We start from the raw sequence: 23,755 nt of genomic DNA, 5'->3' as shown, positions 1-23,755 counted from the left end.
AATATAAAAATAAAAAACATAAAAAACTGCTCTGTTTATTATTTTAACCAAAGTGTAACCCTCGGTGAATGCTTAAATTTTGGTGTATCAAGATCTCACCATGAATTCGTTGCTAAACTTGACGATGATGACTATTATTCTGCCAATTATCTTACAGAAGCCATAAATGCATTTAAATATTCTAATGCAGGCGTTATTGGTAAAGGAAGTACCTTTGTATATTTTAAAGGTAAAAACTTACTAGCTATTAGAACCCCAGGTTTAGAAAATAGATATGTAAAATTTGTGAACGGGTCAACTTTAGTTATAAACAAAGAAGTGTTCAACTCAGTTAAATTTGCTAAAATTAATGCAGCAGAAGATGTTAATTTCTGCAAAGATTGCCTTCAAAAAGGTATAAAAATATATTCCACTAGTAAATATAATCATGTTTATATTAGACGCTCATCTAATAATAAGCATACTTGGAAGATAAGAGATGATGAGTTTATAAAAAAATATTGCACAGTTATTGGTCCTATAAAAAACTATATTGAATATACAAGTACGTAAAGAGTACCAAAAATCTTTAACTGATATGACATTAATGACAATTGGGCTGGATTTATCCAGCCCATACATTTATAATTAAAAATTTATAGATTTTCATTGTCATAAAGCATTTTCTTTATCTCATCATCATATCCCATCAAATCTCTACCTTCACTTAAATATTCTTTTAAAAAGCGTACAGCTTCTTCTATCATATTGTCTATCTCCTTCTTACTAAAAAATAATCGTAAACTAGATGGTATATGTTTGTATGCTAAATTTACGACCATAGCATACTTAAGTTCTCCTGTTTTTGAGCCTAATGTTTTTTCTGCCCTTACAACCAATGATAGAATTATTTTTTTTACTAAATCTTCATTTCCTCTTTTATATAAATAAAGTAATGTTACTATAGCTAATATTCCTAAAACTACCCAACCCCAATTAAATGCAAATATATCTCCCAAAATTACACCTCCGAAATTTTATTAATTTCATTTAGTTTTCCTATTAAATTTTCTATTCTCTCTTTTAATACTTTATTTTCTTCTATACAATTCTCATATAAACTCTTATAGTCTATTGTAGTACTTTTTGTTGACAATAAATCCTTTAAATAATCTTTAACTATTGTAATTCCATAGTCAGCAATAGGTGACCACTTGCCTCCTAGCTCCTCTACATATTTAACCTTCCCTGCCCATGTAAGTGATTTTAGAATGTAATACCTTGGATGTACTTTACCTATAGGATTAAGTCCTACATATGCGCAAATATGGTTAAAGTGTGCTCTTACGCCATCATCTACAGTTATAAATTTTTCAAAGTCGTTTATCTTATCACCAGTTGGATTTTTTACTTTTATGCCTGCAAAATTATTCATTTCTTCTTTAACTACTCCAGTAAATCTACCGAAATTTGTTTCTTTTGCACTTTGACAATATAATATATCAGCTCTTATACCAGTAAGCTCTCCATATTTTAAATATTTTTCAGAAGCTTCAATAAACTTATCACTTCCTCCTCTTTTCTTTGCCCATTCTTGCATTTGTGCTAATGTAGTCTTACTTTTTCCAACAATTCTAGTATAAAGCATATCCTCATCATAAGGATGACCTATATATTTACATACTGCTTTAATAACAGATTCTGCGTAATCCTCCCAATTATTTTTGATTCTTTGTGTATCTTTGGGATTGCTAGCAAAACCATATTCAACTATTACCGTTTCTACACTACCTGTTTCACGATTCATATAATAATAATCTAGTTTAGAATTATTTGGATGGGATTTTGAAAACACTCTTCTTCTTTTTACACCTGCTTCAACCAGATTATCTAATATTAAATTTGCTAATTTTTTATCGCTATATATTGAATGAATAACCTCTGCTCCCTCAGGTTTTGAACTCGTGTAGCTGTTTATATGATTTGATATGCATATATCAGCTCCTGACTGTCTTATAATACTTGTTCGTTCCTTTTTACCGAGATATTTATCAGTTTTTCTTGTAATGTCTACATCAATACCTAGTTTTTTAAGTTTTTCATATTGATATAATGATATTTTTAACGTCATATCCTTTTCTAACCAATAATTATTACTTCCACCACCTGGGTCTTTCCCCCCATGTCCTGGGTCAATAATAATTTTCATGAAATCACCTATCTTTATTATTTAAAATAATTATCCTTCTTTTAAATAATATTCATTTACCTGTTATTGTGTTAATCTATCTTACTACTATATATAATTATAAAAATATCTATATTTTTACCATTATACATATATATGTATTAGATAGTAATTTCGTTAATTAATTTTATATTAAATAAGTGAGGTGTTATTTTGAGAATATTAAGAATAGGTTCTAGAGGCACAGACGTTAAAGAAATTCAATCATTATTAAGCAAAATAGGTTATAACCCTGGCTCTATAGACGGCATATTTGGTCCTCAAACTCAAGGAGCTGTAATTTTGTTTCAAAGGGATAACGGGTTGATTGGAGATGGGATTATAGGTCCTAAAACTTATAGAGTAATCAATGAATTACTTTTAGGGTATGATGTTTATACAATTCAACCTGGTGATACTCTTTATAATATTGCTAAACGCTACTACACAACTGTTAATAAAATACAAGTTGCTAATCCCAATATAAACCCAGATAATCTCCTAATTGGTCAACAAATTATTATACCATATGGAATTGATATAGTAGATACTAATATTGATTATACTTATGCTATTATGCAAAGAGACATTAGAGGACTTAAAGCTAGGTATCCATTTATTGAATTAGGTACTGCAGGAGCAAGCGTTTTGGGCAGAGAGCTATACTATATTAAATTAGGTAATGGCCCAAATCAAGTTTTTTATAATGGTGCTCATCATGCTTTGGAATGGATAACTTCGCTATTATTAATGAAGTTTGTAGAAAACTTTGCTAAAGCCTATGCAGAGAATACTTCTATAAGAGGCTATGACATTAGGGATATATGGGATAAAAGTACAATTTATATCATTCCTATGGTAAATCCCGACGGTATAGATTTGGTACTTAATGGTTTACAGCCAAATAGTCCATATTACAATGAATTACTATTATGGAATAACACAAATCTACCATTTAATCAGGTTTGGCAAGCAAATATTAGAGGAGTAGATTTAAACCATAACTATGATGCTTTCTGGCAAGAATATAAGGAAATTGCTCAAGAATTAGGTTATGACGGACCTGGACCAACTAAGTATCCTGGACCATTTCCCGAATCTGAACCTGAATCTAAAGCAATAGCAGATTTTACACGTAATCATAATTTCAAATTAATACTTGCTTATCATAGTCAAGGAGAAGTTATATACTGGAATTTTCAAAATCTAGCTCCACCTCAAGCGGAAACCATAGGTGAAATATTAGCTAACGTAAGTGGATACACGTTATCTGAAACCTACGGCACTGCTTCTTATTCAGGCTACAAAGACTGGTTTATACATGACTATAGTAGACCAGGCTATACAGTAGAAGTTGGTAAAGGTAGAAATCCACTACCTATAACACAGTTTCCAAAGATATATGAGGATAATGAAGAGTTACTTATTTTAGCATCACTTATGTAAAAATGAGGGGATAATACCCCCTCATTTCACTATTCAGCCTTTCTATCTAAATTAATCTTATCTAATTCAAATACCCTCAAAGCATCCTTTACACTGTTTTCCGCTGCAAGTTTTCCATACTTATCAACTTCTTTTTTATCCTTTGGCCCATGATGTAATGATGCTGCACCACCAATACAACCACCTTTACAAGCCATACCTTCTATGAAGTTCCCATTTAATCTATTTACTCTAGCAATTTTTAAAGCTTTATCACATTCATCTAAACCATCACAACTTACTGGTTTAAAGTCAACATCAAGATTTTCTTCTTCAATTACATGTTTTATAGCATCAGTTACTCCTCCAGATCGGGCAAATATTCTTCCAAAGAATGAAGCATTATTTAATACACCCTCTTCACATTCTTCTAATTTTATTTCAGCAGCATCAAGCATTGCCGCTAACTCTTCAAATGTAATTACATAATCCGTTTCTCCTTTTAGTTCCTCTCTTTGTATTTCCATTTTTTTAGCTGTACATGGTCCTATGAATACTATTTTTGCTTTTTCGTCTAAGTGTTTAATCAGTCTAGAAATAGCAATCATTGGAGATACAGTATTTGAAATATTATCTTTTAACTCTGGGTAATTTTTCTCTATATAAGATACAAAAGCTGGACAGCATGATGTTGTAACTACTCCTTTTTCTTCAACACTTTCAGCAAATTCTTTTGCTTCATGCTGAGCTACTATATCTGCACCAAGAGCGACTTCCACTACATCATGGAATCCTAATTTTCTTATTCCTGTAATTACTTGTTCTATTTTAGCATAAGTAAATTGACTAGATATTGCAGGTGCTACTACCGCATAAACATGAATATCATTGTCTTCTTTTGCTGTTTTTAGTAATTTTATAACATCAACTATGAACGACTTGTCCATTATAGCCCCAAAAGGACACTGATAAACGCATGCACCACACTGTATACACTTTTCGTTATCAATAACAACCTTTTTATTTTCATCAATTGAAAGTGCTCCAGCATTACATGCCTTTCTACAAGGTCTCATTACATCTGCTATAGCATTATAAGGGCATACTTCTTTACATTTACCGCATTCTATACATTTACTTTGATCTATGTATGCTCTATGACCAACATGATATATTGCTCCAACTGGGCAAACTTCAGAACATCTGTGAGCTAAACATCCTCTACATGCTTCAGTAACTACAAAGCGATTTACTGGACATTCATCACACGCTATATCAATTACCTCGATAATATTATCATTATCCTTATCTCCACCCATTGCAAGTTTAACTCTTTCGTCCAAAATTGCCCATTCCTTGTAAACACAGCATCTTGTCATTGGGTCTGGACCAGGTATAATCTTTTTAGGTATTGTATGATATTTTGCTTTTAAATTACCTTCCATTGTTAGTTTTGCAACTTCTTTCAAAACTTCATATTTGATTAATTGAACATCACTTTCAAACTTTCTCATTCAAAACACCTCACATTATATGTATGTTAGTTTCACTTTTTTCCCTAGCTCAGACATTAATTTTGTTAGTTCATTCACTACTTTTAATTTAATACTTAAATCAGCAGGCATATCAGGATTTTGATGTGCTGGATTTATCGCCCTGCCAACCCAGAGGTTAAGGTGTGTACAATCTTCTACTAAAGTTTTAGCTAAAAGTGAAGCTCCATCTTTACCTTCCAGATTATATATTATATCATCTTTTGATAAATTGTCATTATATTTTTTGATTTTTTCTACTGCTTTACTCAATGTAAGTACTCCTTCAGTCACCAAATCAATCCCCTTAATGGTTGCTGTTGGAGGAACCTCTTCGTTCATGTTATCCATATTTACTACTAGCTCTTCACCTAACTCCCTTGCAACTATATTAGCAGCAGTTCCTCCACAAACTATCTTTTTTCCTTGTCCTTGGATTAGTTTTTCAACTACCCAATTATCTTTGTTTCTGTCCTCAGGAGGTCCTGTAAACAAATCTATAATTTCAGGTTTTCTAATTTTTACAGTTACAGCCGTAGTGTCATCCCCTGGTTTATTTACATAAAAATTTTTACACACCGTAATTATATCCTTTGATATATTCTTCGAGCATTTCCTTCTAGTGGATATTTTCTCTAAGTACTCAGCAACATTATTCCATCTCCATCCCAAATTCAAAATACCACCTACTCCTGCATGTATTACACCATCACTTACTACAGTTAATGAATCACCTTCACTTAGCATAAAATTACTTTCTTTTACTACTTTACCATTTATACTGGTATCTCTTTTTTTTACGTCTATCACTTCATTATTTTTAACTAAAAAGAAAGGTGGGTTATCATATTCTGCAACATATACATCCCCATTATCTTTTACTTTTATAATTGTGAATGTTGAATATGCCAATTTTCGTATATTGCATACAGGCAGTGTATGTACTATAGTATCTATTGTTTCATTAATGCTTGCACCTTCTTTTAGCATAGTAGCAGCTATCTTGGATGTTAAAGTTGCTAATATATTAGCCTTAACTCCGCTTCCTAATCCATCAGCTAAAACAATTACAGCACTATCATGATTTTTAATAATCTCTACATTATCTCCACACAATTCTTCTCCGTACTTATTTATGCTGTCATATGCTATGTCTATAAAATACTTCACTTTATATCACCTGTTTCACCCATAGTAAGTTGTTTTAATTTGGTTAAAATCATCTTTGTCTCTGCTGTAGTTTCACCAAGTAGGCTAGCTATTTCTTGAGCAACCCTCATTTGTTTTTCAATTACACTTTGAGCTGCATCTAATGTATTTTCTCTAACCCTCATTAATTCTTTTCTATTTGTTTCTTCAGCAGTAATATCAACCATAATAGCAAGAATTACATTTTGCTTCTTCAAATATACAATATTTTGCATTAACACAACTCCATAAGCAGGATAACTTACCTTTTGTTTTAGAATGCTTTTCTTACTTTCTTTTACTTCACTAAATTTTGAATCATCAATCAATATTGAAATAGGCTTGTCCATAATGTTTTCTGCTTTAATATTAAAAATTCTTTCAGCTGTAGGATTAAACTCTTTTACTCTCATTTCATCGTCTACAAGTATTATCGCATTTGGACTATTTTCAACTATGATATTATTTAAGCTTTCTGCTTTACTTCTCATATATGGCAAACACATTTCCATTTCAGCCATACCTTCATATACTGCCTGAGCCTTTTCTCTACAAGTGTTATAACCACACGCTCCACAATTTAACTCATCAGCTTTTTCATATTTACCCATTTTCCTTAAAATTTTATTTATCTCTTCCTCACTAGCTTTCTGTTTTCCTATGTTTCTATCAAAGAACTTTTTTGAAAAATCAATTGACTGAGTGTCATATTCGTACTCATTTTCACTATAATCTACTCGCTTATTTATAAAATCTTTAACTTTGTTTAATCTTTTATAATAATCTGATGCTTCTTTAGGCATAGCTGGACCGCCTATACAACTGCCTTTACATACGTTAACTTCTAGACAAACATTATTTATATTCCCTGAACTTAAAGATTCAAAAAGATTCATACATTCTTTTATTCCGTCTACTGCAATATAATCGTATTTCTTTTCAATAGTATCATTTAAAAAGCTTTTTATTACTCCTCCACCTATTGGAAACCCTCTACCTTTTTTATGTGCCTGTGCATCAAAGGATTGAGGTTTTAGTTCATTTAACTTTATCCCTTCTTCTAAAAACCAATCCGAAAGCTCTTCGAATGTTAACACAGCGTCTATAATACCTTTATGCTGAAAGTTTACCGCTTCTATTTTTTTTGATGTACAAGGCCCAATAAAAACTACATAACTATCCATGCCATATTTATGTTTAATCATCTTACCATGAGCTATCATAGGTGACACAACTGGAATCATGTACTTAACTAATGATGGAAAATATTTTTCTATTAAATAATTAGCCGATGGACAACTAGTAGTTATTAAATTTTCACTTTCTCCATCTGTAATATAATCCTTATATAATTTGGCAACAACTTCTGCTCCTATTGCTGTTTCTTCAACAATACTAAATCCCATTTTTTTTAATGCTGTTACTATTTCCCCTCCACTTTTTAACTCAAAAGCTCCTGCAAAAGATGGTGCTATACTAGCAATAACTCTTTTTTTATTATTTATTGCTTCTTTTACTTCATTTAAGTCGCTTTTAACATTCCTTGCCTCTTGAGGACATACCACTAAGCATTGGCCGCATCCAATGCACCTTTCTTCTACGATATTAGCTTGTCCATTTTTTATTTTTATTGCTTTAACTGGACAATGTCTTAAACATTTATAGCAATTTTTACAATTAGCCTCCGAGAAATTAAGGAATTTCAACTTATTTACCCCCCGATTATATGCTTATTAAAGAACTCCTCTACGGTATCTTCACTTACTGACATCACTTCACCATCATCAATCTTTACTGAGACAGCTTTAGTACAATGCCCAAGACAAAATGCAGCTTTTACTTCAACGCTATCTTTTAAATTATTATTTTCTATTAATTCTTGCAATTTGTTTATAACGTTATAAGCTCCTTTCAAATGACATGCACTTCCAATACATACATTTATAACTTTCATTTGTTACACTCCTTCTTGATTAATATTTGTTAATTGTATAACATGTTTAATTATTAAATCCTATTACTAGCTATACGTAAATACCACATAAAAATTAAAATATTGTATTAACACTAAACAATCACTAAAAAAGTTATCACTTATTGTAATAACTTATATTTAGAGATTCAACTAAATTATATTATCTTGTTATTTTTTTGTCAATATACATTCGAAAAATAAAAAAGACTGGAAAATTATTTTCCAATCCCTTACCAACTATAACAAATTCCCAAAGCTTTTGGTCCTAAATGCGAGCCTATAACTGGTCCAATCTCATCAATACTTATTTTTGCATTAGGGAATTTTTCTTTTAATTTATTTTTTATTTTTTCTGCTTCTTCCTTATTTAGTATATGACATACACTGATACTTTCAACTACTTCTGGAATATTGGAAATCATTTTTTTTATAGCTCTTTTTTTACCCCTTACTTTACTTATTGACTCAAGTTTGCCATCAATAAGAGCTATAATTGGTTTTATATTTAAGACATTACCTACCAAAGCCTGCTTTCCAGATAAACGTCCGCCTCTTTTTAAATATTCTAAAGTTTCAACTGTAAGATTAATTCCTGATTTTTTCTTTTGTTCATTGATTATGTTTAATATTTCTTTACGCATTTTTCCTTCTTTAGCTAATTCGTTAGCTTGTTGAACTAATAATCTTAAATTTGAAACAGTTGTTTCTGAATCAATTACACTTATTTTTTCAGGCGCAACCATGTTTGCAGCTGTAACAGCAGTATTATATGTACCACTTAACTTTTCAGAAATAAGTATAGCTATAACTTCATTTCCTTTTTTAACTTCCTCCTCAAAAACCTTAACAAACTCACCAATTGCAGGCTGAGATGTTGTAGGAAAGTCTTTAGTTGCTACTAATTTATTATAAAAATCTTTGAATTCTCCAGGAAATCCTTCTTTATTAGTATTCCCTTCAAAATTTATCGATAGTGGTACAATACCTATTCCATTATTTTCAGCATATTCTTTTTCAATATAAGCTGTACTATCTGTTATTATTTTAATATTCGCCATCAATAATCCCTCCATCAACTTTATACTAATATAATACCAGGTACTAATACTTACTGTAAATAGTTAATTTTATTTTGGAAGATATTTCTCACATTAAATAAAAAAAATAACGATAAGATATAATATATCTTACCGTTATCATAGTTATACTATTCTTTATTTAGTTTATTAATTCTCTCATTAACATATTTTTCATATCCATTATCTGTAGGTTTATAATATTTAATCCCTAACATATTTTTAGGTAAATAATTCTGTTTAACATAGTTATTAGGATAATTATGAGGATATTTGTAACCTTTACCATGCCCTATCTTTGATGCTGATTTATAGCTTGCATCTCTTAAATGCATAGGTACTTGTCCTGTTTCAATATTTTTAATGTCCTCTAATGCTTTATTTATCCCTTTATAACATGCATTACTTTTAGGTGCAGTAGCTACATAAACTGCAGCTTGAGCTAAAGGTATCCTACCTTCTGGCATACCTATAAAATCTAATGCTTGATAAGCAGAAACCGCCACATTTAATGCATTAGGATCTGCATTTCCTACGTCTTCCGAAGCACATATAATAATTCTCCTAGCTATGAATTTCGGATCCTCCCCTGCATATATCATTTTTGCAAGCCAATATAGTGTTGCATCTGGGTCTGAACCTCTCATACTTTTAATAAAAGCTGAAATAGTATCATAGTGTTCATCTCCATTTTTCTCATATTTCAATGCTCTCTTCTGAACACAATCCTGTGCAATATCTAAAGTAATTTTTATTACACCATTTTCATTTGGAGGTGTAGTTAATACACCTAATTCTAATCCATTTAAAGCAATTCTAGCATCACCATTTGCAATGTTAGCTATGTGTTCTATAGCACTTTTGTCAATATCTACTTCAAACATTCCCAACCCATTTTCTTTATCTTTTAAAGCCTTTAACATTATTTGTTTTATATCTTCCTTATTCAAAGGTTCAAGTCTAAAGACCATAGACCTAGATATTAAAGCTTTATTTACTTCAAAGTAAGGGTTTTCTGTAGTTGCTCCAATCAAAATAACCGTACCATTTTCAACATAAGGTAACAATGCATCCTGTTGTGCTTTATTAAATCTATGTATCTCATCTATGAAAAGAATTGTCTTCTTATTATACATTCCCAATCTTTCTTTTGATTTATCTACTACTAGTCTTATGTCTTTAACACCTGATGTTACAGCATTAAGCTGCTCAAAGTATTTTTCTGTTGTATTAGCAATTATTTTTGCTAGTGTAGTTTTACCTGTACCTGGTGGTCCATAAAAAATTATAGAGCTTATTTTATCTGCTTGAATTGCTCTATATAATAGTTTTCCTTTTCCAATTATATGTTTCTGACCTATAAACTCTTCTAAATTAGTAGGCCTCATTCTATCTGCAAGAGGTGCAGAACTTTTGATATTATTTTCTGCAGTAAAACTAAATAAGTCCAAATTTCCACCACCTTTCTTTTGTTAACTTATACCTTCAAGTAGTTCATTTTAATATTTTAAAATTGAAACAATAATATACGGAGGAACTTGCCCCCGTATTATATTAGTTCATTATTTCATTTATTTTATCTACTGCATAGTTTATATTATCTTTTGTAATATGTCTATGAGTTACGAATCTAATTATACTATCAGTAATAACAGAAGTTAATATCCCTCTTTTTTTCATCTCTTCAACTAATTCTTTTGAACTATATTTTGAACTTTCAATATTAATCATAAGTATATTAGTTTGAACTGACTCATTATCAATCTCTATACCATCAATCTGGTTTAACTTACTTGCCAATAATTTTATGTTATCATGGTCTTCCTTTAATCTATCTATCATCTTATCTAATGCCACTAAACCAGCTGCCGCTATAACACCAGCTTGCCTCATTCCACCTCCAAACATTTTTCTGTACCTTCTAGCCTTTTCTACAAAAGCCTCACTACCTGCTAAAATAGAACCAACAGGTGCTGATAATCCTTTCGATAGACAAAACATTACACTATCTGTATATTTCGTTATTTCTTTCACTTCACAACCTAAGTAAACCGCGGCATTAAAAACCCTTGCACCATCTAAATGAACTGGTAATTTATTTTCTTTGGCTAAATTATATATATTATTCATTACATCTATTGGTACTACAACTCCACCAGCCATATTATGTGTATTCTCTAAACAAATAAGTCCTGTTTGTGGATGATGGATATCATTATCAAGAACTATAGCTTCATTTACATCTTTAAGACTCATCACGCCTCGTGTTCCTTTTACTGTCTTTGCTTGTACTCCTGATAAAAATGCTATTCCCCCCACTTCAAATCTACATATATGTGACCAATCCTCTAATATTACCTCTTGCCCTCTCTCTGTATGTGTAAGTACTGCTAATTGATTTCCCATTGTACCCGAAGGAACAAAAAGAGCAGCTTCTTTCCCAACTATATCTGCCGCTACTCTTTCTAACTTTTTAATCGTAGGGTCTTCTTTATATACATCATCACCTACCTCTGCTTCATACATCGCTTTTCGCATCTCTTCAGTAGGTTTAGTTATAGTATCACTTCTAAAATCAACTATTCTCATCATACGCTCCCCCTTATAAAATCTTTTTTATCTAATTATAGTATATACTATAATCAAAGTTGTGTCATAAAAAGTACTTTGATTTTGATACATTGCATATAATAATTTAATCTTAATTTTTAGTCAGGTAGCTTATATAATTTCTTTATATATTCAATTTCGTTTTTAAGTCCTTGATATATATCAGTTTTTTTATCTAATTTTATAACCTTATCCATTTTCTCCATTGAAGCGTGTGTAATTATTTGCTCATTTATCTTAGGTTCAACATATTCAACCTTTGCTTTTTTATTTAACAATTCTTCAAGAATTTTAATCGATTCATTCACGCTTAAAGAAATACCCCCTGCAATGTTTATAATCTCTTCATCGATTTTTTTATCAACTATATTCAGTATTATTTGAGCAATATCTTCAACATATATAAAATCCCGTCTTTGCTTGCCATCTCCATATACTGGTATTTTTTCATTTAATAAAATACTTCTTATAAACTTATGAAATGCCATATCGGGTCTTTGGTTTGGACCATAAACAGTAAAAATTCTTAAAATGTCAATATCCATGCCATAATTATGACCATAATAATGACATAATGTCTCTCCTGCTAGTTTGGTTACTCCATACAAGGAAATAGGCTTAGGATTAGTTAGTTCTGACATTGGCATTTTTCCTACATTCCCATAAACTGTAGAAGAAGATATAAAAATAAATTTTTTTACGCCTTTATTTTTAATTGTTTCTAATAATCGTTGAGTAGCAGTAATATTGTATTTTATATATTCATCAAAATTTACTTCACTACATGTAGTTACACCAGGTATATCTGCAAGATGCACTATAGAAGTTATATTTAGTCCTTCAATCAATTTGCTTATATTAGGGTCTAAAATGTTACTTTCTAAAAATATAAAATTGGGATTTCTAAAACAATGTCTTAAATGAAATTTCTTAATCCACTTCGGATAATTATCATAATAGCAATCTACTCCTAACACATCGTAGCCATTTCTAAGGAGTATCTCACATATGTTGCTACCTATAAACCCAGCAGCTCCCGTGACTATAATCATAAAAAAACCCCTTTCATATGTTCTTATTAATAATATATGAAAAGGGACTTCTTAAATTTACTTAAAAATGACTTCTAACAAATCTGCCTGTTATAGGGTAGGAATAATCTATTCCATCTACCATCTTAACAGTCGCTATAATTGGGAATATTAGACCTATAATTATGGTTGCTATCAAAGGAATAATTCCTATAATTATAAAACATAGCACACCTGATATAATTCCAGCTATATATAGAAATAACTGAAATGCAAGAGCTTCTTTAGACTGCTGTTTTACAAATGGGTCTTGACTTATTAACAATATAATTAATGGCGCTATTATTCCAATTCCAACAAATACTCCTAAATGTGAAACAGCACATAATAGCTTTTGTTCAGTAGTAAGCATAGTATCCTCCTTTCATTTATACACTATTTACTATAGTATATTATATAATAAATAAATGCAAAAAAGTTAAATAAATATGTTTCTATTAAACAATACTTTAGTTTAAAAATAATAAAGGGCATAATTGCCCTTTATTATAAGTTATTACTTTATTTCTTTATGAACATATTCTGATGTCATAGAGCTTAAAATTCCACCATAAGCTAAATTAAATGTAACTTTGTCACCTACTTTATAATCTTTTGTACTATCTGTAATATCTAATATTAAATGGTCACTACTTGCACCTAAAATTTCTATATTAGTGTCATCAGCTGTTATATCATCTATATTAACATCTTGTTTTCCAATAGCACAAATTGCTCTTTTTCTTATCCCTTTATCTTCAAAAGTTGGTTTATTACCAAATGCATCCATACCTATTTCACCAATAGGAACTGAAGGTTTCTCTTTTATTTCAATTATTTCTACTATCAATTTGAAACAATCACTATATGTGTCTTCTATATTTTCTCCATATGCAGTTTCTCTACCTAAAATAATTGACTCTCCTAACCTTAATTGATTAATTCCCTCTGGTATATCTCCTTTCTCCATTAAATAAATGCTACTCGAATTACCTCCAGATATTATATCTAATTTTGTTTTAAATTTACTCTCTATCTTTCTTGCTATATTTGTTAATCTTCCTAGATTATCTTTAGATGGCATAACTCCACCATAGCAAGTAAGATTTGTACCAATTCCTATTAATTTTACTCCATTTAGCTTCATAATTATTTCAACAGTATCAAAAATTTCTTCTTCTTCAAAAATTCCTTCTCTTAAATCACCTAAATCAATCATAAGTATTATTTTATGTTGTTTTCCTTTTTCAAGAGCTTTTTTAGAAAGCTCTTTTATTGTTGCAAGCTCTGAATTTAAAGATACATCTGACAGTTCTACAACTTTTTCAGCTTGACTTATCATTGGTAATCTTAATAGCATTTTAGGTACATCTATATCTCGAATCTTCTTTAAATTTTCGATTCTTGAGTCTGCTAAATACTCCACTCCACCTTCTACTAAAGCCTTAGCTATCTTGGGATATGCACAAAACACCTTAGTAACCCCTGCTATTTTTATACCATATTTAGAGCTTAAGGTTACTAACCTTTTAGTATTATATTTTATCTTTTTTAGAGAAATCCTAATTTTTGGATATGACATTTATTTCACTCCCTTTTTAAAATTAAGACCAGCACTTTATGTGCTGGACTTATTTTAATCTATTTCAAGACTTTGTTTTAATAATTTTAATGCTGCATCAGGATATTTTTTAGATAATACACCTAAAGATGCCATAATATATTTATTGTCTACTAGCACTTTTGCATCCTTAGATGGAAATAGTTCGTTTCCCTTATTATTAATAGCTATATTTTTCATAATTTCTACTCTCCGAGGCAATCTAGTTAATGCTCCTCCAGTACCTATGATATACTGAACCTTTGTAAGATCTTTACCTTCAGCTATAGTTTTCTTACCACCTGGTCCATAAAGATCTCTAAACTTACCTGCGTGTCTTCTAACTGCAGTTATTACTGCTTCCAATGTCAACTCTTCCACAAATCTCTTTTGCATATCTGTTTCTGGAATAGGTTTATGTGATTCTATAAGTTTTTCTACTGTTTCTTCATTAACTTTGAGCCTTTCACTTAAATTCTCTATTCCTACTCTATCAACAATATTTCTCATATTAACAAATACACCAAGATCACCTTCAACTGTTCTCTTTGCAACAGGCTCTGGACTTAATAATATCCTATTTACTTCTTCACTACCTTCTGTAACTGAATGAACATCTGTAGTGGCTCCACCTACATCTAAAGTTATTAAATCTCCTATTTCTTCTTTTATAAGTTTCGATGATAGCATTACAGCTCCTGGTGTTGGAATTATCGGACCTGTAACCATTTCCCTAACACGAGTCATTCCTGGTGCGTGGATTATATGTTCTTCAAAAACTTTTTGAATAACTCTTCTTGTTGGTTCTATATTTAATTTGTCTATCTTAGGATAAACATTTTCAACTATATAAAGCTTTGAATTAGTTTCTTCAAAAATTTCTTTAACTTCATCTTGATTTTCTATATTTCCAGCATATATAACTGGTATATCTAAATTCAGCTCTGCAATCTTTTCTGCATTGTATAATGCTGTTTCTCTTTCTCCATAATCCACTCCACCAGCAATTAAAATTATATTAGGCTTTATTTCCTTTAACTTTTTGATATCTGTTCTTCTTAATTTTCCAGCAGTTATTTGATGAATGTTAGCTCCAGCACCTAGTGCTGCTTCTTTAGCAGCTCTTACTGTCATATCATACACTAATCCGTGCACTGTCATTCTTAGACCACCTGCTGCACTACTTGTTGCCAACATTTCATCATATGATATTTCTTCGGTCTGTAAATTTTCTTTTAAATCTTCGATAGCCCCTTGAAGCCCTATGTTAACGTCTCCTTCTAATACAGTTGTTGGAGCTTGACCCTGTCCCAAAAACTTGGGACAGTTATCATATACTCCATCAAATGCATTTACAACAGTAGTTGTACTACCTATCTCTGCAACTAAAATATTAACCTTCATTTCTCATTTCCCTTCTTTTCTTAACTAGAAATGTTGCCACATGAACGCCCTTAGTTCCTCTACCAAATCCAGCATCAACTCCGTTCTCAACTGCTAGTTCATTTGATACTTGTGTTCCACCAGCCAATAAAATTACTTTATCTCTTATACCTTTTTCTATACACAATTCATGAAGCTTTTTCATATTTTTATAATGGATATCATCATGACTAATAATTGTTGATGCTAGAATCGCATCCGCATCTATTTCTATTGCAGCATCTATTAGCTTTTCAACAGGTACTGAAGTTCCAAGATAATGACACTCAATACCATACTTTTCAATTCCACCGTGTTTTATGTCTATTATCTCTCTTAAGCCTACTGAGTGTTCATCTTCTCCAACAGTTGCTGCTACGATTTTCATAGGATGTTCTTCTATTTCCTTACGTATCTCATCATCTGACATTACCTCTGGCTTTGGTGGTATCTTTAATTTACTAGTATCTATTGTAAATGGAACTCTTCCTTTTAATTCAATTCTCGTGCCTTCTGCAAGTTGCATAATTTCTTTATTTATAACTTCTACATCTTCTAGTCCCATTTTCTTACCTATTTCAATAGCTGCAAATTCAGCTACCCTATCTTCTTCAGGTAAGAATAGTGTAAGTAATACAACTCCATCTCCATGCCATTCCATTTCTGGCTTTGTTAGAGATGATTCTCTTAATTCCTTGGTTTCTTCTAGTCTCTTATATACATTGTCATTTTCATCTAACTCATCAATAAATATTATTTTTTCTGGTTTTTCAAGTGTACTACCGTCTATTAAGGATGATGGATTATCTACGGCATTTTCATCATATTGAGCTATATTATTATAACCGAAATGTGCAGTTACTGGTGCCATATAATCGTCATCTCTTTCTACCACAGTACCTGCTCCAACTCCACCATCAATTTTTCTTACTATTCCATCCCCATTTCTTTCTGGGTAATAACCTGAATCTACAAAGAACCCTTCTTCTACTGCCTTAAAATATCCTCCTACTTCAAGTATTTCTTCCATGAAAAGGATTGCTCTTTCTTTTAATTCTCTAACCTTTTCTGCTAATTCACCATCATTTCTTTTAATTTCAACCATTTCTGTTAGTCCATCCATTCCTATCATAGCTTGCTTAGCAGTATCACAAGCTTCTATGTTATAAATATGCCATGGTACATTTCTTCCCTCATCTGGTGTAATAGTTGACTGTATATCTGCTCTAGTTAGCTTTGAAATAAGAAGATTTAATACATGAGTTACAGTAGCTTCTCTAGTAGATGATTCCATGTATTTTGTATTCATTTGAGCTCTCATCTTATAATCTTTAAATAATTCTCTTAAAGCTACTGCATATGGCAAATCTATACGCATACAAGGAGCTGGAGGTGCAGTAGGTGGTACAGTTGACAAACAAATATTTTCCTTTTTCATGCCTATTTTAACTGAAAACATCGAATTTATAGCATGTTGCACCATAAGCTCTGGCATAACCTTCCAAGCTTCTCTAGCTGTAGCATTTGCATTATGTGCTCCATCTATTTGAGCCATATCTGCCCAAACCATTACCTTTTTAGCAACTGCAGCATCAACAAAAGACCTAATCATGTTTATATTTCTATATAAAACATTGTATTGAGGGTCTTGATGAGCACCATTAACTCCTTCTTCAGCAAACATAACAGCTATTTCAGGTCCAGCTACACCACTTACATATGAATGGTAATTTATAGGTCTACCAACTTCATCTTCAATTATATCTAATGCTTTTCTTTGAGCTCTAACTTGCTTTCTTGTTACTGGTATACCACCAACACCCTGTGGTGTACCTTCAATCAATCCATCAAAATGACTCTGCCCAGCAGTTCTAATAACCATTATATGGTCTGCACCATGCCAAGCTGCCATTCTCATTCTTCTAATATCATCTTCAAATCTACCAGAAGCAATTTCGGTTGTTATAACGCTGTCTGGTTGAGGGTCAATTTCATCAAAGCTTTTAGCTGCTGGTAGTGGTTGACTCTTTTCTAACAGCTCTGAAGTTTCGTAATATTCAAATTTCCCTATTTTTCTTTTTTCTCCAACACCTTTTCTCCAAGTCCAACCTCTTCTTCTAGGTCTATATTTATCTATATCCCTTAAAATATTTTCTACATTAAGTTTCTCATTTTGCTTTAATTCCATTACTGGTCACCTCCCTTAAACATACGAAGTACTTCATCCCACATTTCTCCATCTGCTAATTTTAAACCAGCTTCTCTAATAGCCATATTCTTTTCTTTAGCTAATCTATAAACTAAATGTCCTGCACCTTTACCTAATAATCCTCTGTCTATAGCACCTTCTACAATTGCCTTTGCTTCTAAACTAGAAAATCCCATTCTTAAAAGCACTGATCTCTCAATAGAAGGTGATGTATGTTTATATGCAAGTTCAGCAAGTGGGTCAACTATCTTTTCAGCTAATTCCCAAAATTTTTGCTCTAATTCTTCTTCACTTAAATTAGCTAAATGTTGTCTTCTTTTCTCAAAGTCATCTGCTCTTTTCACTTATTCCACCTCCAAATTTAGTACTGTACTCCTAATTCACTTAGTAAAATCTTTACAAAATCTATATTTGATTTTGTATCTTCACTTAAAAATTCAATATCTTTTTCTGTAACTTTATTAATTTTTGTAGTATTCACACAATTTTTAATATACGATTTTCTTAATTTATTCAAATCTATATCTCTTGCTTTTATTAGTTTTGGATGCTCAGGTAATACTATATTTTCTCCAGGAATTTCATCTTCAGGATTTCCTATTACTACCTTTACCCCATTTTCTTTAGCAAAGCTTAATTGTGGCTGTATGTGCTTACCTGCTCCTGTATATTCAGTTTCTTGCACTAATATCATTTTATCTTCATCCATTTCTTGAGCTATAGAAAATGCTGCTGCTAGTGAAGTATTACCTGCAGGCCCTCTTTCTAATCCTTCTAATTGAGCCAAGGCTTCTGTTATATAAAATACCTCACCTTGATTTACAGTAACGTATCTATCCATATATCTTAAAGCTCTAGCTGCTGACCTTGGAACATCTGACCTATCAGGCCAAGTAGCAAAAGGTATTCCAAACCCTGTATGTCCCGTAGTAAATGATTTCCTATTAAATTGCGTATCACTTGCCATATGTAAGCCTTTAAGATTTACACTAGCTCCAACTACTTTTACGTCATCTGCTCCAGCCTTTATTAATCCACGTGCTGTTCCTGTAAGGTTTCCTCCGCCAGCATTTGTAGCTACTACCACATCAGGGTCTCTTCCTTCTTTTTCTCTAAATTGCATAGCTATTTCGTAACCTAAAGTTTCCACACCTGCTATACCAAATGGTGTATAAAGTGAAGCATTAAAATAACCTGTTTCCTCTAATAACTTTAAAAACGTATAAAATAATTCAGGTCCTACTGTTAATTGCAACACTTCTGCACCATATGCTTCACATTTTCTTGCCTTTTCAATTATTTCTGGTTGTCCTACTCCTCTAGAATCATAGCATTCTTGAACTATAATGCATTTTAGTCCTCTCATAGCAGCTTGGCTTGCAACAGCTGCTCCATAGTTACCACTTGTAGCAGCAATAACACCTTTATACCCCATTTTTTTAGCATGATATACGCTTGTAGCTGCCCTTCTAGCTTTATAACTACCTGAAGCATTAGAAGCTTCATCCTTAACAAAAATTCTAGCTCCTTTTCCTTTTGGTGCCAGTTTTCTGGCAAGCTTAGTTAAATTTTTAAGTTCATATATTGGGGTATTTCCTACACCAGTTTCTCCTTGTATTTTTTGTATATCTTGTAACGTATATCCTGTCTCTCTCATCATTTTTTCATAGTCAAAGGTTATACCACTAGATTCAAATTTTTCATAATCGATTCCTATAGCTCTTTTCATTATTTCATTCTTTCTAGCCATTACCGCTTCATAGCTCATATCCTTACTCATCGTATTCACCATCCTCAAGGATTCCTCTCAGTTGTCTACCTATATAAAGTAATTCAGGTACACACTTACCAAAATCGTGGTCATAATATGGATTTATCTCGATTAACTCTCCCTTTACCTTTCTTCCTATGTAAGTCTCTACTTCTACTTCTTCACCTTTTTTTGCTTCGTCATTAAGCAGAAATCCTTTTACCCACATCTCTAATGGAACTTTTTTTGTATCATCTGGAACCTGAGGAGCGCGATTTTCAGGCTCTAAAACTACATTATAAATTCTTACCCAGTCGCCTTTTTTTGCTTTTTCCACTAATATCACCTACTTATTTATCATGTCTCTCATGTCACCCATTATTGCTCTTGGCACAGGTAAATCTAACATTGTTTTTAGTCCTGGTGCAGCATTAATGACATGAGGTATCATATTAACACACATTGCTATAGTACCAATTCCTCCAGGAATTTCTGGTTTTATCTGTAAATTGATATTTGGAGTACCTTTAATCCAAATATAATCACCAGTTTCTACATCTTCTTTTTCAGGTAAAATTTGTTGTGGATGATCCATTTCTATTAATGCTTCGCCGTTAACATAGCCATATCCCCTTTGTCTTATACCTGCAAGATTTCCTGGCTTAACTTCTGCATATTTTGTTTTCCTTTCTGTATTTGAAACTATTGGGTCTTTTGTCTGTTCAATCTTTTCGACTTCCCAACCAATGCCGTCAGCTATCATTCTAATTGATTCTGGAAAACCTACATGCCCTGCCAAACTATCTTTTTCCATTCTTTTTTCAAACTCTTCTTTTGTAATTCCCACACCTTGTTCTTCCATTACCGCATGACCAAATGGAGATAAGTCATTTATTCTAGCTGCCTTGATACTTTCCACTGTTTCACAAGTTCCTGTTAATGCTAAAATTAATAAATCAAGTACAAATCCTGGGTTAATACCTGTTCCTAAAACAGAAACTCCATTTTCTTTGGCAATTCTATCCATTTCTTTTGCAAGCTCTGGAGATTGAGCCTGTGGATAAGCCATTTCTTCAGCTGTAGATATTACATTAATCTTATTTTCTAAAATAAACTTAATTTTATCAAATGCATTTTTAGTAAAAGAATCAGTTGCTAATAACACAACATCTGCATATTTTTCACTAATTATGTCCTCAATATTTTCTTTGATAATTACTTCTGGTCTATTACCTCTATCTAAACCTAATACATCATACATACTTTTGTTTACTCTTGACTCATTTCTATCACATACTCCAACTATATCAACACCTTTTTTCTTGAGTAGCATTTCTGCCATACCGCTACCCATAGCACCAAATCCCCAAATTACAACTTTAATTTTTTCCACTATAAAAACACCTCCATAATTTTTTTGTTCAATTATTAATGTTGCAATATATGTGCCAATTTTATTGTAAGTAACACGATTTTATTCTGTTACTGAATTTTTGTATTTATTCAACTTTTCCGACAATTCTCTATGCAGTTAACACATTAAATAATAAAAATACTGCAAAACATTTTGCAGTTTGTGTGCAAATTATTTTGCAGTTACTTATTGATTTCATATTTCTTTATCTTATGTTGTAGTGTTTGACGTTTTATTTGAAGATTTTTTGCAGTTCTCGTTATATTATAATTGTTTTCTTTTAACTTTTTTAATATAATACTTTTTTCTATGTTTTGTAATATAGCAGGTAGTGGTAAATTTAAATTAATTTCTTTAAGTATATCTTTATCGTCACTACCTTTACTTTCTATAAACATTGGGAAATGTTCTTTTTTTAATACATGTTCGTCCTTAGAAATACAATTCATAGAACCTTCTATCATATTTTTTAATTCTCTAACATTACCTGGCCAAGAATAAGACATAAAATCATTTAATACATCTTCAGCTAACATCCAAACGTCTTTTTTTAGTTTTTTATTGTATTTTCTAATAAAATGGTCACATAGTAGCTTTATATCTTCATATCTCTCTCTTAAAGCAGGTATTCTAATGGATATTACATTTAATCTATAATATAAATCTTTTCTTAGGTTGCCTTTTTCTATTGCTTCCATTGGATTTTCATTAGTTGTAGCTATTATTTTTACATCTATTGGTATATCTTTTGTACCACCCACTCTTCTAATATATCCTTCTTGTAATACTCTAAGTAACTTTGATTGTAGATTCAGCCCCATAGAATTTATTTCGTCTAAAAGCAAAGTGCCTCCATTTGCCTGCTCAAAAAGCCCTGGTCTATCAGTAGCCCCTGTGAATCCACCTTTAACTGTACCGAATAAAATACCTTCTAAAAGTGATTCAGGAAGTGCAGCACAGTTTTGTGCAATAAAAGGCTTGTCCTTTCTATTACCACAATAATGTATACTTTGAGCAAATAGCTCTTTTCCTGTACCTGTTTCACCATAAATTAATACACTAGATGAGGACCTTGAAGCTTTTCTTGCTAAATTTAACGCTTTCTTTATTTCTTCGCTATTTCCAATAATATTGTCAAAGATATATCTTGAAATACTTAGGTTATTACTTTTACTATTGTTTCCTATTAACTCCTGTTGTAAATCTATTACTTGTTCTGATAATTGCTTTATCTTAGTTACATCTTTAGCTATTTCAAGTGCTCCAACCTTCTTTTTATTAATAAACAATGGTATTGTTGTATTAACAGTAGTAATTTTTTCACCTTTATAGTTTATATATGCTTGCTGTCTATTTTCAATAGGTCTACCTGTTTTCATTACTGTAAAAAGGGTGCTTGTATCTTCATCTAAGCTAGGGAAAATCTCTGAAAATTTATTATTTAATACTACTTCTCTTTCTAAACCTTCTAATATAGCCATATTGTCATTATAAAATAAAGAGTTACCTTCTTTGTCTATTACATGGATTCCTTCATCTATGTACTGCAAAATATTTTGCAGTATAATACTACAAATCTTATCTTTATTCATTATATCATTCCCCTTGTCCCTTTTTATTTAAATTATAACATACTCATTAAAAAATGAGGGTTCAAAATAACCCTCATTTTTTTATGTATTTAATTTTTATTCGTATAATGGGAATCTATCACATAACGACTTAACTCTTTTCTTAATTTCTTCTAATTTAGCTGTTTTATCCAAAGTAGCCGCTATTATATCCGCTATTTCTTTCATTTCTTCTTCTTTCATTCCTCTTGTAGTAATAGCTGGTGTTCCAATCCTTAAACCACTAGTAACAAAAGGACTTTCAGGGTCAAATGGAATTGTATTTTTATTTGTAGTTATACCAACCTCATCTAAGAGATGCTCTGCTTCTTTACCTGTAATATTTTTATTTCTTAAATCGATTAAGATTAAGTGGTTATCAGTTCCACCTGATACTAATTTAAAACCTTTTTGCTTTAATGCATCAGCTAAAGCTTTTGCATTGTTTATAACTTGTTGTTGATACTCTTTAAACTCATCTTCTAACGCCTCTTTGAAACTAACTGCTTTTGCTGCAATTATATGCATTAAAGGACCGCCTTGTATTCCAGGGAAAATAGCTTTATCTATCTTTTTAGCATACTCTTCTTTACATAATATAGCTCCACCCCTTGGACCTCTTAAAGTCTTATGTGTAGTAGTAGTTACAAAATCAGCATATGGAACTG

22 protein-coding genes are annotated in these 23,755 nt (G+C 31.4%); 2 read left to right on the top strand and 20 right to left on the bottom strand.

The annotated features are described in order from the left end of the window. On the top strand, nucleotides 1-552 hold a 552-nt coding region (locus tag L21TH_RS02670), incomplete at its 5' end, for a glycosyltransferase family 2 protein (protein ID WP_034429134.1). An 83-nt stretch (nucleotides 553-635) separates the two neighbouring features. Here L21TH_RS02670 and L21TH_RS02665 read toward each other — a convergent pair. Both L21TH_RS02665 and L21TH_RS13675 read right to left on the bottom strand, forming a co-directional pair. Further along, on the bottom strand, nucleotides 636-998 hold the full coding sequence (locus L21TH_RS02665; RefSeq protein WP_006308400.1) for a hypothetical protein: 363 nt from the start codon (nucleotides 996-998) through the stop codon (nucleotides 636-638). Nucleotides 999-1,000: 2 nt separating this feature from the next. Then, a complete protein-coding gene (locus L21TH_RS13675; protein WP_006308399.1) occupies nucleotides 1,001-2,188 on the bottom strand; it encodes an N-acetylmuramoyl-L-alanine amidase in 1,188 nt (395 codons plus the stop codon). Nucleotides 2,189-2,380: 192 nt separating this feature from the next. Between L21TH_RS13675 and L21TH_RS02655 the strand changes: the two genes are divergently transcribed. Next, a complete protein-coding gene (locus tag L21TH_RS02655; protein ID WP_006308398.1) occupies nucleotides 2,381-3,652 on the top strand; it encodes a M14 family metallopeptidase in 1,272 nt (423 codons plus the stop codon). A gap of 29 nt (nucleotides 3,653-3,681) precedes the next feature. Here the strand turns inward: L21TH_RS02655 and L21TH_RS02650 are convergent, their stop codons facing one another. From L21TH_RS02650 to L21TH_RS02565, 18 genes are all read right to left on the bottom strand, one after another. After that, nucleotides 3,682-5,145: a 4Fe-4S dicluster domain-containing protein gene (locus L21TH_RS02650; protein ID WP_006308397.1), complete on the bottom strand. Its 1,464-nt coding sequence runs from the start codon at nucleotides 5,143-5,145 to the stop codon at nucleotides 3,682-3,684. Between the two features lie 15 nt (nucleotides 5,146-5,160). Beyond that, on the bottom strand, nucleotides 5,161-6,333 hold the full coding sequence (locus L21TH_RS02645; RefSeq protein WP_006308396.1) for a SpoIIE family protein phosphatase: 1,173 nt from the start codon (nucleotides 6,331-6,333) through the stop codon (nucleotides 5,161-5,163). Then, entirely contained in the window at nucleotides 6,330-8,057 is a 1,728-nt protein-coding gene (locus tag L21TH_RS02640) for a [Fe-Fe] hydrogenase large subunit C-terminal domain-containing protein (protein ID WP_006308395.1), read from the bottom strand. Before L21TH_RS02640 ends, L21TH_RS02645 begins: the two co-directional genes overlap by 4 nt. A 5-nt stretch (nucleotides 8,058-8,062) precedes the next feature. After that, the gene (locus L21TH_RS02635) at nucleotides 8,063-8,305 is read right to left on the bottom strand and encodes a (2Fe-2S) ferredoxin domain-containing protein (RefSeq protein WP_006308394.1); all 243 of its coding nucleotides are present in this window, start codon (nucleotides 8,303-8,305) and stop codon (nucleotides 8,063-8,065) included. Nucleotides 8,306-8,556: 251 nt separating this feature from the next. Further along, nucleotides 8,557-9,384: a DegV family protein gene (locus L21TH_RS02630; RefSeq protein ID WP_006308388.1), complete on the bottom strand. Its 828-nt coding sequence runs from the start codon at nucleotides 9,382-9,384 to the stop codon at nucleotides 8,557-8,559. 149 nt (nucleotides 9,385-9,533) lie between these two features. Then, complete coding sequence (locus tag L21TH_RS02625; RefSeq protein WP_006308387.1) at nucleotides 9,534-10,853, bottom strand: AAA family ATPase; 1,320 nt, start codon at nucleotides 10,851-10,853, stop codon at nucleotides 9,534-9,536. Nucleotides 10,854-10,956: 103 nt separating this feature from the next. Next, nucleotides 10,957-11,994: a low-specificity L-threonine aldolase gene (gene ltaE, locus L21TH_RS02620; protein WP_006308386.1), complete on the bottom strand. Its 1,038-nt coding sequence runs from the start codon at nucleotides 11,992-11,994 to the stop codon at nucleotides 10,957-10,959. Between the two features lie 116 nt (nucleotides 11,995-12,110). Beyond that, nucleotides 12,111-13,064 (bottom strand): NAD-dependent epimerase/dehydratase family protein, encoded by a 954-nt coding sequence (locus L21TH_RS02615; RefSeq protein ID WP_006308385.1) that lies wholly within the window; start codon nucleotides 13,062-13,064, stop codon nucleotides 12,111-12,113. A 61-nt stretch (nucleotides 13,065-13,125) separates the two neighbouring features. After that, entirely contained in the window at nucleotides 13,126-13,455 is a 330-nt protein-coding gene (locus L21TH_RS02610; protein WP_006308384.1) for a DUF4870 domain-containing protein, read from the bottom strand. A gap of 144 nt (nucleotides 13,456-13,599) precedes the next feature. Further along, entirely contained in the window at nucleotides 13,600-14,664 is a 1,065-nt protein-coding gene (gene orr, locus L21TH_RS02605) for an ornithine racemase Orr (protein WP_006308383.1), read from the bottom strand. Nucleotides 14,665-14,718: 54 nt separating this feature from the next. Next, nucleotides 14,719-16,086 (bottom strand): GlmL-related ornithine degradation protein, encoded by a 1,368-nt coding sequence (locus L21TH_RS02600; protein WP_006308382.1) that lies wholly within the window; start codon nucleotides 16,084-16,086, stop codon nucleotides 14,719-14,721. Beyond that, the gene (gene oraE / locus L21TH_RS02595) at nucleotides 16,076-18,292 is read right to left on the bottom strand and encodes a D-ornithine 4,5-aminomutase subunit OraE (RefSeq protein ID WP_006308371.1); all 2,217 of its coding nucleotides are present in this window, start codon (nucleotides 18,290-18,292) and stop codon (nucleotides 16,076-16,078) included. Before oraE ends, L21TH_RS02600 begins: the two co-directional genes overlap by 11 nt. Then, complete coding sequence (locus tag L21TH_RS02590; protein WP_006308370.1) at nucleotides 18,292-18,657, bottom strand: ornithine aminomutase subunit alpha; 366 nt, start codon at nucleotides 18,655-18,657, stop codon at nucleotides 18,292-18,294. The genes oraE and L21TH_RS02590 overlap by 1 nt, the downstream gene beginning before the upstream one ends. Nucleotides 18,658-18,674: 17 nt before the next feature. Beyond that, nucleotides 18,675-20,093 carry a 2-amino-4-oxopentanoate thiolase subunit OrtB gene (gene ortB, locus L21TH_RS02585; protein WP_006308369.1) on the bottom strand — a complete coding sequence of 473 codons (1,419 nt, stop codon included), beginning with the start codon at nucleotides 20,091-20,093 and terminating at the stop codon, nucleotides 18,675-18,677. Next, nucleotides 20,086-20,400 (bottom strand): 2-amino-4-oxopentanoate thiolase subunit OrtA, encoded by a 315-nt coding sequence (ortA, locus tag L21TH_RS02580; protein ID WP_006308368.1) that lies wholly within the window; start codon nucleotides 20,398-20,400, stop codon nucleotides 20,086-20,088. The genes ortB and ortA overlap by 8 nt, the downstream gene beginning before the upstream one ends. Before the next feature lie 9 nt (nucleotides 20,401-20,409). Beyond that, nucleotides 20,410-21,456 carry a 2,4-diaminopentanoate dehydrogenase gene (gene ord, locus L21TH_RS02575; protein WP_006308367.1) on the bottom strand — a complete coding sequence of 349 codons (1,047 nt, stop codon included), beginning with the start codon at nucleotides 21,454-21,456 and terminating at the stop codon, nucleotides 20,410-20,412. Nucleotides 21,457-21,659: 203 nt separating this feature from the next. Further along, complete coding sequence (locus L21TH_RS02570; protein WP_006308366.1) at nucleotides 21,660-23,069, bottom strand: sigma-54 interaction domain-containing protein; 1,410 nt, start codon at nucleotides 23,067-23,069, stop codon at nucleotides 21,660-21,662. A gap of 96 nt (nucleotides 23,070-23,165) precedes the next feature. Then, the coding region (locus L21TH_RS02565; protein ID WP_034429130.1) for a serine hydroxymethyltransferase at nucleotides 23,166-23,755 on the bottom strand (590 nt) is incomplete at its 5' end.

Source organism: Caldisalinibacter kiritimatiensis (genome assembly GCF_000387765.1).
In the GTDB taxonomy this organism is placed as follows: Bacteria; Bacillota; Clostridia; order Tissierellales; family Caldisalinibacteraceae; genus Caldisalinibacter; species Caldisalinibacter kiritimatiensis.
The sequence above is the reverse complement of the archived record's forward strand: the minus strand, read 5'-3'. Positions and strand labels throughout refer to the sequence as shown.